Annotated in this window: 11 protein-coding genes; 1 reads left to right on the top strand and 10 read right to left on the bottom strand. The window is 66.5% G+C overall.

The features are described 5' to 3' along the window. Positions 1-176 precede the first annotated feature (176 nt). Together QW887_RS19045 and QW887_RS19040 are read right to left on the bottom strand one after the other, a co-directional pair. On the bottom strand, positions 177-1,016 hold the full coding sequence (locus QW887_RS19045) for an NlpC/P60 family protein (protein ID WP_315825977.1): 840 nt from the start codon (positions 1,014-1,016) through the stop codon (positions 177-179). Next, positions 1,009-2,391, bottom strand: coding sequence for a leucyl aminopeptidase family protein (locus tag QW887_RS19040; RefSeq protein ID WP_316194815.1), 1,383 nt, complete (start codon positions 2,389-2,391; stop codon positions 1,009-1,011). Before QW887_RS19040 ends, QW887_RS19045 begins: the two co-directional genes overlap by 8 nt. Before the next feature lie 193 nt (positions 2,392-2,584). On the opposite strand from QW887_RS19040, the gene QW887_RS19035 reads away from it, so the two are divergent. Then, positions 2,585-3,391 (top strand): tetratricopeptide repeat protein, encoded by an 807-nt coding sequence (locus QW887_RS19035; protein WP_316169520.1) that lies wholly within the window; start codon positions 2,585-2,587, stop codon positions 3,389-3,391. 25 nt (positions 3,392-3,416) lie between these two features. Here QW887_RS19035 and QW887_RS19030 read toward each other — a convergent pair whose 3' ends face one another. From QW887_RS19030 to cpaB, 8 genes are all read right to left on the bottom strand, one after another. Continuing rightward, positions 3,417-4,658, bottom strand: coding sequence for a Zn-dependent hydrolase (locus QW887_RS19030; protein ID WP_316194814.1), 1,242 nt, complete (start codon positions 4,656-4,658; stop codon positions 3,417-3,419). Positions 4,659-4,742: 84 nt separating this feature from the next. After that, positions 4,743-5,717: a type II secretion system F family protein gene (locus QW887_RS19025; RefSeq protein ID WP_315753445.1), complete on the bottom strand. Its 975-nt coding sequence runs from the start codon at positions 5,715-5,717 to the stop codon at positions 4,743-4,745. An 8-nt stretch (positions 5,718-5,725) separates the two neighbouring features. Next, positions 5,726-6,700: a type II secretion system F family protein gene (locus tag QW887_RS19020; protein WP_315713811.1), complete on the bottom strand. Its 975-nt coding sequence runs from the start codon at positions 6,698-6,700 to the stop codon at positions 5,726-5,728. 11 nt (positions 6,701-6,711) lie between these two features. Then, positions 6,712-8,175 carry a CpaF family protein gene (locus QW887_RS19015; protein ID WP_315713812.1) on the bottom strand — a complete coding sequence of 488 codons (1,464 nt, stop codon included), beginning with the start codon at positions 8,173-8,175 and terminating at the stop codon, positions 6,712-6,714. A gap of 21 nt (positions 8,176-8,196) precedes the next feature. Next, positions 8,197-9,465, bottom strand: coding sequence for a CpaE family protein (locus tag QW887_RS19010; protein WP_315713813.1), 1,269 nt, complete (start codon positions 9,463-9,465; stop codon positions 8,197-8,199). Then, the gene (locus tag QW887_RS19005; protein ID WP_315713814.1) at positions 9,462-10,202 is read right to left on the bottom strand and encodes a CpaD family pilus assembly protein; all 741 of its coding nucleotides are present in this window, start codon (positions 10,200-10,202) and stop codon (positions 9,462-9,464) included. The genes QW887_RS19010 and QW887_RS19005 overlap by 4 nt, the downstream gene beginning before the upstream one ends. Positions 10,203-10,224: 22 nt before the next feature. Beyond that, entirely contained in the window at positions 10,225-11,706 is a 1,482-nt protein-coding gene (locus QW887_RS19000; RefSeq protein WP_315714366.1) for a type II and III secretion system protein family protein, read from the bottom strand. A 17-nt stretch (positions 11,707-11,723) separates the two neighbouring features. After that, positions 11,724-12,524, bottom strand: coding sequence for a Flp pilus assembly protein CpaB (gene cpaB, locus QW887_RS18995; RefSeq protein ID WP_315713815.1), 801 nt, complete (start codon positions 12,522-12,524; stop codon positions 11,724-11,726). Between the last annotated feature and the right edge of the window lie 60 nt (positions 12,525-12,584).

Genomic DNA, 12,584 nt, shown 5'->3' with positions numbered 1-12,584 from the left:
GTTTGATAGGTATATCGGACTCTTGCGCCGCTCTCTCCGCGTCATTGCGAGCGCAGCGAAGCAATACAGAGTCGTGGGCGGGACTCTGGATTGCTTCGCTTACGCTCGCAATGACGGAGGAGGGAGCCTGCGTCTCAAAACCTCATCGGGAGGACGCGCCAGCGCGATGAGGCGAGTCAATCCAGCCGCTTGATCGCGAGCACATCGCTCCCGCTCGCCTTGATACGGGCAATCGCTTCGCCGATCGGCTCGATCTGCGTGGCCATATGAAACGCGTTGGCGTGGACGATCGTGTCAGCATCGCGCACGATGGCGACGTGGCCCTTCCAGAACATCAGATCGCCGCGGCGAAGCGGCTCTCCCCCGTCGAGCAAGCGCCCCAGCGCGGCGAGCTGCATGTCGCTGTCGCGCGGGCACGGCACACCCGCAGCATTCAACGACACCTGCACCAGGCCCGAGCAGTCGATGCCGAGGCTGCTCTTGCCGCCCCACAGATACGGCGTGCCGACGAAGCGCTCGGCGACTGCGACGAAATCGGACTCGACATGGTCGAGACCGACGACATGCTGCTTCGGCACGAACCAGCCATCGGCCGTCACGGCGAAGCTCGCGTCCTCGCGCGCGACCGCGATGGTCGAGCCCATCACCAGCGTCGCGACCGGCGGCAGTTTGATCGACGGTCCGGGGAACGCGAAGCTGCGCACGGCGCTGATCTTGTGCGTCGGTGCTGCGGCGGGCGCCGCCAGCGCAGCCTCCGGCAGCCAGCCGACATAGCCGTCGGCTGCGAGCTGGCCCCAGACCCAGCCCTCGCCGTTGCGGTCGTAGACCGTGACGCGCTCGCCCTTCAGCGCCTGCGTCGCCAGCTCGGCGCCGGAATATGGCTGCTGGCGCAGCGGCGCGATCGGATCGATGACGACCAGCGCCTCGCCCTCGACGAAACGCGCGGCCGTCACCTGGCCTTCGAGATGTTTCGCCGCGACGTCGCCGCGCGCAGGCGTGAGGCGCGGATCAGCCATAGCGCTCGCTCAGGAGCTTGTAGAGCGCACGCGCCGCCTGGCACTCGCCACCCTCGGGCCGGCCCGGCTTGGCGGATGGCGTCCAGGCGAAGATGTCGAGATGCAGCCAGCTCTTGGCATGCTCGACGAAGCGCTGCAGGAACAGCGCGCAGGTGATCGAGCCGGCGAAGCCGCCGGACGGCGCGTTGTTGATGGTCGCGACCTTGGAGTCGAGCCACGAGTCGTACGGCGCCCATAGCGGCATCCGCCACAGCGGATCGTTCTCGGCGGCCGCGCAGCGCGCGACGTCCGCGGCGAGCGCCTCGTCCTGGGTGTAGAACGGCGGCAAATCGGGACCGAGTGCGACGCGCGCGGCGCCGGTCAGCGTGCCCATGTCGATCAGCAGGTCGGGCTTGTCCTCGTCGGCCAGCGCCAGCGCGTCAGCCAGGACCAGCCGGCCCTCGGCATCGGTATTGCCGATCTCGACCGTGATGCCCTTTCGCGAGGGAAACACGTCGAGCGGACGGAAGGCGTTGCCGGCGACCGCGTTCTCGACCGCTGGAATCAGCACGCGCAGATGCAGCTTGAGCTTGGCATCCATCACCATCTGCGCCAGCGCCAGCACGTTGGCGGCGCCGCCCATGTCCTTCTTCATCAGGAGCATGCTGCTCGACGGCTTCAGGTCGAGCCCGCCGGTATCGAAGCAGACGCCCTTGCCGACCAGGGTCACCTTGGGATGCGATGGATCGCCCCAGACGAGCTCGATCAGGCGCGGCGCGCGGGTCGAGGCGCGACCGACGGCATGGATCAGCGGATGGTTCTGGCGCAGCAGATCGTCGCCGACGATGCTGGTGAAGCGCGCGCCGAAGCGGTCGGCGACCTGCTTCGCCGCGGCCTCGAGCTCCTCGGGTCCCATGTCGTTGGACGGCGTGTTGACGAGGTCGCGCGCCAATGTCGCCGCGTCGGCCAGGCGGTTCAGCTCGGCGGCGTCGACGCCATCCGGCGGAACGAGGCGGACCTCCGGCGTCTCGGTCTTGCGGTAGCGGCCGAAACGGTAGCTGCCGAGCGCAAAGGCGAGCGCGGCGAGCCGTGCATCATGCGGCGCATTGGCGAAGCGGTAGGTGCCGGCGGGCAGCAGGCCGGGCAGGGCGCCCGGCCGGAACTGGTCACGGTGCTTGGCGTCGTCGTCCTCGAGGCCGAACAGCACCTGCGCGATGTGGCCGTCGGCGGCGGGCAGCGCCAGATAGCTGCCGGGCTTGGCGGCGTAGACGTTGGCCTCGGCGAAGTTGCGTGCTTCAGCCGACAGGCTCTCCTTGATCCCCGGCCAGCTCGCCTTCGTTACGAAGGTGATCGGGATGGCGGACGTTGTGGAGGCGGTCTCGAACATCGACGGCATGCCTAATGGTTCCCTAACTGGCGCGCGGCAGCCAGACTTCGCAGAGTTTGAAGGCTGCTGCAATCACGCCGGCCGCCTGGCCCGCAAACCGACGCGGATGTGACGATGGCGCCGTGGTCGCGCCATTAACCGGCTGTTAGCGTTAACAGTTTATTGCTGGCGCGTTCAATTCGCTCGTTCGAGTCCACGTGACATGCGTCAATCGCCTTCCATTCCCCGGCTGCTTGCGTCCGTTGTCCTCACCGCGCTCGTCGCTGCGGGCCTCGGCGGCTGCCAGACCATGTCCGACGTCACGGGCTCGCTGCGCGGTCGGGCCGAGCCGCCGCCGCCCGCGACCCCGCAGCGCGCGGTCGAGGTGTATGGCGAGCGCTACCGCGCCAACCCCAAGGATGCGGCCATCGCAGTCGCCTACGGCCAGGCGCTGCGCAACAACGGCCAGCGCGAGCAGGCGGTTGCGGTGCTGGAGCAGGCGACGCTCGCCAACGCCGGCAACAAGACCGTGCTCGCGGCCTATGGCCGAGCGCTGGCCGACAACGGCAATTTCAAGCTCGCATTCGACGTGCTGTCGCGCGCGCACTCGCCGGACAATCCCGATTGGAAGCTGCTGTCGGTGCAGGGCACGGTGCTTGACCAGATGGGCCGCCACGAGGAGGCGCGGCGCTACTACGATAGCGCGCTGAAGATCGTGCCCGGCGAGCCCTCGGTGCTGTCCAATCTCGGCCTGTCCTACATGCTGACGCGGGAGCTGCCGAAGGCCGAGGAGGTGCTGCGGCAGGCCTACGGCTCGCAGGGGGCGGACGCGCGGGTGCGCCAGAACCTCGCGCTCGTCGTTGGCCTGCAGGGACGCTTCGCGGAGGCCGAGCAGATCGCACGGGCCGATCTGCCGCCGGACGAGGCCGCCGCCAACGTCGCCTATCTCAAGCAGATGATTCAGGGGCAGAGCCAGGGCAAGGGCAAGGCGCGCAATGCGCCGATCGCCGCGCTCAACCAGCCGGACTGACGACGTGCCTCGCTGATGACGTGGCCTATCGTGTCGCGCCTGTCAGCAGGCGGCGGCAGGTGTCGACGAACACGTCGGCTCCGGTGACGATGTCGGCATCGGAGGTGTTCTCGGTCCAGTGATGGCTGATGCCGCCGATCGACGGCACGAACAGCATGCCCGCCGGCATGATGGTGGCCAGCACCTGCGCGTCGTGTCCGGCGCCGCTCGGCATCCGCAGCGACTTGCCGGCGGCGAGATCGCGGCTGGCGGCCTCGATCGCATCCTGGGACGTGCCGTCCATCATGGCCGGCGCGCCGGTCCGGATGCGCTCGACCACGACCTGGCATGGACCTGCCGCTGACGCCTGCGCAGCCATCTCACGCAGCAGCTCTTCGAGCCGGTCGACCACGGCGGCATTGTCGCCGCGGATCTGGAACAGCATCTCGGCCTGGCCGGGGATGATGCTCGGTGCGCCGGGATCGAGCGTGATGCGTCCCGTGGTCCACACCGTGCGCGGGCCGCAGGCGGCCGGAAAGCGCGCATCGATCGCCACACAGAACTTGGCGAGCGCGAGCCCGGCATCCTTGCGCACCGCCATCCGCGTCGTGCCGGCATGGTTCTGCTCGCCGGTGAAGGTGATGCGGTATTGCCAGATGCCGACGATCGAGGTGACGACACCGATCTTGAGCCCGCTCGCCTCGAGCGTGTCGCCTTGCTCGATATGAGCTTCGAGATAGCCGATATGCCGGCCGCGCTCGGCCTGCAGGCGCGGCCGTCCGGCGAGGCCCATCTCGGCAAGCGCCTCCCGCATCGTACGCGGGCTGCTGCGGTCGCGGGCAGCATCGATTTCGGCCTCGCTGACGTCGCCGACATAGGACCGGCTGCCGAGCATGCTGCCGAAATGGCCCTCCTCGTCGCACCAGGAGGCGACCTCCACCGCACCGACAATGGACGGATCGGGATTGAGCACGCGCGCCGCCTCCAGCGCGTAGACGACACCGAGCGGGCCATCGAGCCAGCCGGCCTGGTTCTGGCTCTCCAGATGCGATCCGGCCAGCAGCTTGGGGCCTGGCTTGGCGCTGGTGCCCAGCACGTTGCCGATGCCGTCGATATCAGGCGTCAGCTGCGCGTCGGGCAGGCGCTCGGCGAGCCAAGCGAGCGATTGACGATGGGCGTCGGAGAAGGTCGGCCGGTGCACGCCGGTCTTGTAGGTGCCGAAGGCGCGCAGCGCGTTCAGATCGGCCAGGACGCGGGCGCCATCGGCGCGGCGGAGCTTGTCGGACATCAGGCGGAGACCTCGATCATGCTCCGCCTAGCTTCCAGCGTAGAGCCGCGACCGCAAGCGAAATTTCTCGCGAGCGGTCTACCTCTACTGCATGGCCGCGACCTTGATGCCGGTCGGTCCCAGAATGACCACGAACAGCACCGGCAGGAAGAACAGGATCATCGGCACCGTCAGCTTCGGCGGCAGCGCGGCCGCCTTCTTCTCGGCCTCGTTCATGCGCATGTCGCGATTTTCCTGCGCCATCACGCGCAGCGATTGCCCGAGCGGGGTGCCGTAGCGCTCCGATTGCTGGAGCGCGAGGCAGACCGACTTCACGCCTTCGAGGCCGGTGCGGCGGGCGAGGTTCTCGTAGGCCACCTTGCGGTCCTGCAGGTAGGAGAGCTCCGCGGTGGTCAGCGTGAACTCCTCCGACAGCGCGATCGACTGGCTCGAGATCTCGATCGCCACGCGGCGGAAGGCGGCCTCGATCGACATGCCGGATTCGATGCAGATCAGCAGCAGGTCCAGCGCGTCGGGAAACGCGCGCTTGATCGACAGCTGCCGCTTGGAAATCGCGTTGCTGAGGAACAGCATCGGAGCCTGCAGGCCGAGATAGGCCATGCCGACGCAGATGCCGATCTTGACCGGCATCGATTTCTGCAGATGCGCGATCACGAAGACGTACAGCACGGAACCGACGAACAGAACCAGCGGCGTCACCAGGCGCGCGAACAGGAAGGTGATATAGGGCGCCTGGCCGCGGTAGCCCGCCATGATGAGCTTCTCGCGGGCCGCCTCCTGAGCGAGCCATTTGGTGAGGTTGAAATCCTCCACCACACGAGAGATGAGCTGCTTCGGCGTCTGCCGCAACGAGACCTTCTCGCCGGCGTTCAACCGCTCGCGCTCGCGCTGCTTGATCCGCTCGCGTTCGCTGGCGACCGCCTTCATGCGCTTGTTCAGGTTCTCGCCTGCGAACAGCGGCATGATCAGCGTATAGACGGTGGCCGTCGCCGCGATGGCGGCGAAGAACATCGTCATGAAGTGCGGGTCGTGCAGCTTGGAGACCAGAATGTCGACCATGGTCCACCTCAGAAATCGAAATTGATCATCTTCTTCATGACCAGGATGCCCATCGACATCCAGATCACGCAGCCGACCAGCATCAGCTGGCCGGTCGGATGGGTCCAGAGCAACGAGATGTAGTCGGGCGTGCTCAGATAGACCAGCAGCATCACGATCGGTGGCAGCGATCCGATGATGCCCGCGGACGCCTTGGCCTCCATCGACATCGCCTGGATCTTCTCGCTCATCTTCTTGCGGTCGCGCAGCACCTTCGAGAGGTTGCCGAGCGCCTCGGAGAGATTGCCGCCCGACTTCTGCTGGATCGCGATGACGATGCCGAAGAAGTTGGCTTCGGGAAGCGGCATCCGTTCATAGAGCCGCGCACAAGCCTCGCCGAGCGGCATGCCGATCGCCTGGGTCTCGATGATCCCGAGGAACTCGCTGCGCAAAGGCTCCGGCGCGTCGGCGGCGACGACCTTGATGGATTCGAACAGCGGCAGGCCTGCCTTGATGCCGCGCACGATCACGTCGACGGCGTCCGGCAATGCCGCCAGGAATTTCTTCTCGCGCCGCTTCTTGAGGTAGCCGAGGATCCAACGCGGCAGACCGAGACCGGCGGCGAAGCCGAGCCCGAGCGCGCCGAGCGGGCCGCCACCGGCGAAGAAGGCAACGGCGCAGACGACGAAGCCGAGGACACCGGAAACGATCCAGAATTTCTGCACGGTCCAGTCGAGTCCGGCCTGCGAAATCCGCATGTTCAGCGGGACTTTACTCTGCTTCTGGGCCTTCGCCTCGAGATCCTTCAGCGAGGACTCGACCTGCTCGCGGCGCGAGCGTTGGCTGCGTTCGGCCTGTCGGACCACCGGCTCGGACTTGGCGACGGTGCTGCGCCGCTGCTCGGCCTTCCGCTCACCCGACAGCAGGGGATAAAGGAACACCCAGGCGATGCCGCCGATCGCGGTGGCGGCGAGGAAGGCAAGGGCGAGAGCCTGAAGCTTCATGGGGTCTCTCCTCAGTCCTTGCTCGCAACTTCGGCGGCATCGAGTGCAGCCGCAAGCCGCTTCTCTTCGCCGTAGTAGCGCGCACGTTCCCAGAACCGCGGCCGGCCGATTCCGGTCGAGCGGTGGCGCCCGATGATCTTGCCGTTCGCGTCCTCGCCGATCATGTCGTAGAGGAAGATGTCCTGGGTGATGATGGTGTCGCCTTCCATGCCCATCACCTCGGTGATGTGCGTGATGCGGCGGGAGCCGTCGCGCAGTCGCGCCGCCTGGACGATGACGTCGATCGAGGCGCAGATCATCTCACGGATGGTCCGCGACGGCAGCGAGAAGCCGCCCATCGTGATCATGGATTCGCAGCGGGACAACGCTTCGCGCGGGTTGTTGGCGTGCAGCGTGCCCATCGATCCGTCGTGACCGGTGTTCATGGCCTGCAGCAGGTCGAAGGCCTCGGGTCCGCGGACCTCGCCGACGATGATGCGCTCGGGCCGCATACGCAGGCAGTTTCTCACCAGCTCGCGCATCGTCACCTGGCCTTCGCCCTCGATGTTGGGCGGCCGGGTTTCGAGGCGCACCACATGTGGCTGCTGCAGTTGGAGCTCGGCGGCGTCCTCGCAGGTGATGACGCGCTCGTCGTGATCGATATAATTGGTCAGACAGTTCAGCAGCGTGGTCTTGCCCGAACCGGTACCGCCGGAGATCAGCACGTTGCAGCGGACGCGGCCGATGATCTGCAGGATCTCCGCGCCCTCCGGCGAGATCGCGCCGAACTTGACGAGCTGATCGAGCGTCAGCTTGTCCTTCTTGAACTTACGAATGGTGAGCGCGGGGCCGTCGATCGCCAGCGGCGGAACGATGGCGTTGACGCGCGAGCCGTCGGCGAGACGCGCGTCGCAGATCGGTGACGATTCGTCGACGCGGCGGCCGACCTGGCTGACGATGCGCTGGCAGATGTTCAGGAGCTGTTGGTTGTCGCGGAACCGGATGCCCGTGCGCTGGATCTTGCCGTTGACTTCGATAAAGACCGTACCGGCGCCGTTGACCATGATGTCAGCGATGTCGTCACGCGACAGCAGCGGCTCCAGCGGGCCATAGCCGAGCACGTCGTTGCAGATATCGTCGAGCAGCTCTTCCTGCTCGGCGATCGACATCACGATATTCTTGATCGCGATGATCTCGTTGACGATGTCGCGGATTTCCTCGCGCGCGGATTCGCCGTCGAGCTTGGCCAGCTGAGCGAGATCGATCGCCTCGATCAGCGCCCCGAAGATCGTCGCCTTGACCTGATAGTAACTGTCCGAACGCCGGGCCTCGACAACCGGTGGTGGCGGCGGCGGAGCCTGCCGGGTCGGAGCCAGAGGTGGCGACGGCACGGCCGGAGACGCCGCGCGTGGTGCAGCCGGCGCCGGCTCGGGCGCCGGCGCGGCCGGCCTGAGGGCCCTGGTATCGTTGTCCAATCCGCTACGCTTACCAAACACGACTTAGAACTCCACGCGTGCTTACTTCGCCCTCAGCTTGTCCAGCAGAGGCGACAGGAAGGAGCCTTTCGGCTTCTTTGTCTCGCTGCGGCCGGTGAGCCGCTGCGCGATCTGGAGAAACATCTCCGTCGTCCGATGGCTGGGAGACATCTCCGCAATCATCTGGCCGTTGTTGGCGGCCGCGCCGAAGATCTGCGGCTCGAACGGGATCGTTGCGATCGGCGGGCTTTCGATCGCCTTGGCGAACTCGCTCGCATTGATCTCGGGCCGCTTGGGAACGCCGACCTGGTTCAAGCAGTAGAGCGGCATGCGATCGTTCGGCCGGGCGGCCTTGAGGAGATCGAACATGTTCTTGGTGTTGCGCAGCGAGGCGAGATCCGGCGCCGCGACGATCAGGATATCATCCGCGGAGATCAGCGCCCGCTTGGTCCAGCCTGCCCATTGATGCGGAACATCGAGCACGATGCATGGCATCGAGGCCCGCAGCGTGTCGAAGACCGCATCGAATGCCTCGGCGCCGAAATCGTAGACCCGGTCGAGCGTCGCAGGCGCGGCCAGCAGGCTCAGATGATCGGTGCATTTCGACAACAGCCGGTCCATGAAGGCGATGTCGATCCGGTCCGGTGAGAAGACGGCGTCCGCGATGCCCTGCGCGGGATCCTGGTTGTAGTCGAGGCCGGCGGTGCCGAACGCCAAATCGAGATCTGCCACCACGGAGTCCATCGACAGGTCGCGCGCGATCGCCCAGGCAATGTTATGGGCCAGGGTCGAGGCTCCGACGCCGCCCTTGGCGCCGACGACGGCAACGATGCGCCCGACGGCCTTGGCTTCCGGCGCGGAGAATAGGTTGCAGATCGAGCGGACGACGTCGATCGGCGTCACTGGCGACAGCACATAGTCGCTGACGCCGCGCCGAACGAGCTCGCGATACAGCGTGACGTCGTTGACGCGGCCGATCACGACGACGCGCGTGCCCGGGTCGCAAACCGTCGCGAGCTGATCCAGGCCGGCCAGGATGTCGGTGCGTGCATCCGTCTCCAGAATGATGACGTTCGGGGTCGGGGCAGACCGGTAGGCCTCGATCGCCGCCGCCATGCCACCCATCTGAACCTTCAGATGGGCCTTGCCGAGGCGCCGGTCCTCACCGGCGGCCTGGACCGTCGCGGCGGTTTCCACCGTCTCACAGAACGCCTGCACGGACACGCGCGGCGCGGGCGCGATGTGATCGTCGGCCGGCGGCGGCACGACGTCAGGCTGCTCCTCTTGGGTCTGTCGGGCGTAGCTGATCATTTGCCTGTGTCGCTGAGTTTGGCCTTGTCGGCCTCTGGATACGTGATCGCGGTTGATTGTCCCTTGCGATATTTGTCGAACAATGCCGTGCGCCGGGTGGTATAGGACGGCGTTTCGGATCGCGGCTGCACGAGATCCGACGGGTTGGCGACCATTGCCGCCATGTTGCGCTGGTAGGCGCAGCCGTAGTTCCAGTCAGGCTTGTTGTCGAACCAGTTCTTGTTCTTGATCGACGGCCCGAGGTCATCCGGCCAGATCCCGCAGGGCCCCACCGTGGCCGACATTTTTGGGTAGCTCAGCCGGATCGCGGCCATCTGGCGCGGGTCCTTCGGCTGATAGTTGCGTACGGTGATGCCGTGCGGCGGGACGCCGGCGGCGGCCAGCAGGGAGTGGATCTCCCGCATCGAGTCGGCGGCCGCCCGTGCGTTGGGGGTGCCGCTCGGCACGTCGGCGCTGATCGCGCCCGTGCCTTGGCGAATCCAGCTCTGGGCCAGTCCCATCACGTCGGCGCGCTGCTCGGCCGTCAGGCCGCCACGACCCTGGCCGACGAAGACCACCAGGGAGTCCGGGGCCTCCTGGATCGCGATCGGGTGGCGCAGCCGGTAGTCGTCGGGGATGCTCGCCGTGGTGGCGGCGTCTCTGGTGTAGTTGCAGGCGCCGAGCAGGGCTGCGGCTCCGGCGAGCGCTGCGGCAAGGGGCAGGCGTCGGTATCGGGCGGGGCTGGATGTGGTGGTCATCGTTGCAGGTCCTTGTCCCGGCTCAGTCCGTGATGAAGCCATAGGTGCCGCGATAGTTGCGTCCGGGTTCGACCCGGCCGGGTACGCCGTAGATGCGGTTGATGCTACCCAGGAGATCGGCCTGGGGGTCGGACGCGGCCGCAAAGCCGTCGTCTGGGCGGGAGAGATCCTTCTGTGCCACGGCGCGGACGACGAACGGCGTCACCAGAACCATCAGTTCGGTCTGGTTGTTGACGTAGTCGCGGCTGCGGAACAGCGCGCCGAGGACCGGCAGCTGCATCAGGCCCGGCATGCCGCTGATCGCCTGCTTGGTCTGCTGCTGGATCAGGCCGGCCATCGCCATGGCGCCGCCGGAGGGAATTTCGAGCGTGGTCTCGGCGCGCCGGGTCTTGATCGATGGAACCGTCAACGAGTTGACCGTCGTCGAGCTGACGGCTTGCGACAGCGTGATCGAGTTCTCGTTTGAGAGCTCCGAGACCTCGGTCATCACCCGCATCGAGATCCGGCCCTCGCTGAGCACGACGGGCGTGAAGTTGAGCGAGATGCCGAACTTCTTGAAGCTGATCTGCGTCGTACAGACATGGGTCGTCGGATCACAGGAGTAACCGGCGGGAACCGGAAACTCGCCGCCGGCGATGAAGGTCGCGGACTCGCCCGAGATGGCGGTCAGATTGGGTTCGGCGAGCGTACGGATCACGCCCGCGTTCTCCATGGCGCGCAGTGTCGCCTGCACCGTCGGGGTCGCCCCGCCCAACGCTGCGGTCACGGCGTTGTTGGAGACGAGATTGCTACCGTAGGCGGTGAACGGATTGGAGTTCGCGAATTTGACGACAGCAGTTCCGTAGTTGAGCTGGCCGGAGAGATCGATGCCAAGCTGCTTGACGACCGAGCGCTGCACCTCGGCGACCGTCACCTTCAGCATCACCTGGTCCCGGCCGCGCACGGTGATCGAGTTGACGACCTTGTCGGCGCCGCCGGCGAGCCGGGCGGCCAGTTCGCCGGCCTGCTGGGCTTCGATCTGGCTCGACGCCGAGCCGGTCAGCACGATGCTGTCGGCGAGGCCCTCGATCTGGATATCGGCATTCGGCAGCAACTGCTTCAGCGCCGCCCGGGCGCCGTTCAGGTCGCGCTTGACCGCGATGTCGTAGGCCGCGATCTGCTGGCCCTGCGCGTCGAAGAAGACGATATTCGTCTGACCGATCGCCGCACCAATGATGTAGGCGCGCTGAGAGGAGCGCACGACGGCATTCGCGATCTTCGGATCAGCGACAAGAACGTCCTTGATGTCGCGCGGCAGATCGATGACGACGGACTTGCCGATGCCGAGCGCAAGGAAACGTGCATTGATCTGGCCGTCCGCGGCGGCGGCTGCAGTCGCCGGGCGATAGTCTGCCGCGATCACCGGCGCGATCGCCGGATTGAGGGTCAGCGCAGCGGCGGCCGAAAACGACAGCGCGCGGACCAGCAGGGTCCGCATCTTACGCTGATTTTCGCTGCAGGTCATCTGGGTGGTCCTCTTGCTCACTTCTGCGTCGTCATCGTGCTGGGAATGCCGAAGCGGACGACGGCAACGCTGTCGCTGCGCTTGCGGCTGGTCTCGTCCGTGCGGCGCTCGGCCACGTTGACGTCGGCGATGCTGCGGAGCGCCAGGGACAGCGTTCCGGTTTGACGGGCACGCGCGAGCGTCTCGGCCTGTTCCGGCTTCAGCTCCAGCGTGACGGTCTTGCCGACCACCGTGGTCTGGCCGTCCTTTTCCTTGGGGGCCTGATCGATCGCCAGCACACGGATGTTCGACAGGATGATATCGGAGCTGACGACGTCGCCCGCGTTGGGCTGATCCGGATTGCGTTCGCGCTTGGACAGGATCACGTCGACGCGGTCGTTCGGCAGGATGAAGCCGCCGGCGCCGGTCTCCGGAGAAATCTCGGTGGAAACGGCGCGCATGCCGGCCGGCAGGATCGCGGCCATGAAGCCCGAGCCGTCGGCCTTGACGAGCTTTTGTTCGCGGATGGGCTCGCCGGCAATGAACGGCGCCCGCGCGATCGTGCCGGTTATCTGCGTCTGTCCTTCAGGCCGCTCGTTGCGGCGGATGAAGCTGGCACTAGCCGTGGCCGCCGGCCAGCTCTGCCACTGCAGATCTTCGGGCTTGAGGGATTGGCCGAGGGCGATGTCGCCCTTGGCGACGAGAACGTCGACGGTCGGCATCTGCGGCGCGGGCGCGGCGACTTGAGCCGGCCGGTCGTCGGACCCGCTCGCGAGATATGCGGCCACGCCGCCAGCGCCTACAGCGATGGTCAGAACCACAATGCGTGCGGTATTCATACGCTTCACTTTCCACATGACGCCGCGACGTTTCCGCCGCCGTGATGGGAGTTGAGCAGT

It is taken from the genome of Bradyrhizobium sp. SZCCHNRI3052 (genome assembly GCF_032484895.1).
Classification (GTDB): Bacteria; Pseudomonadota; Alphaproteobacteria; order Rhizobiales; family Xanthobacteraceae; genus Bradyrhizobium.
Note: the sequence above shows the minus strand (reverse complement) of the source record. Positions and strands in the feature narration are given on the sequence as shown.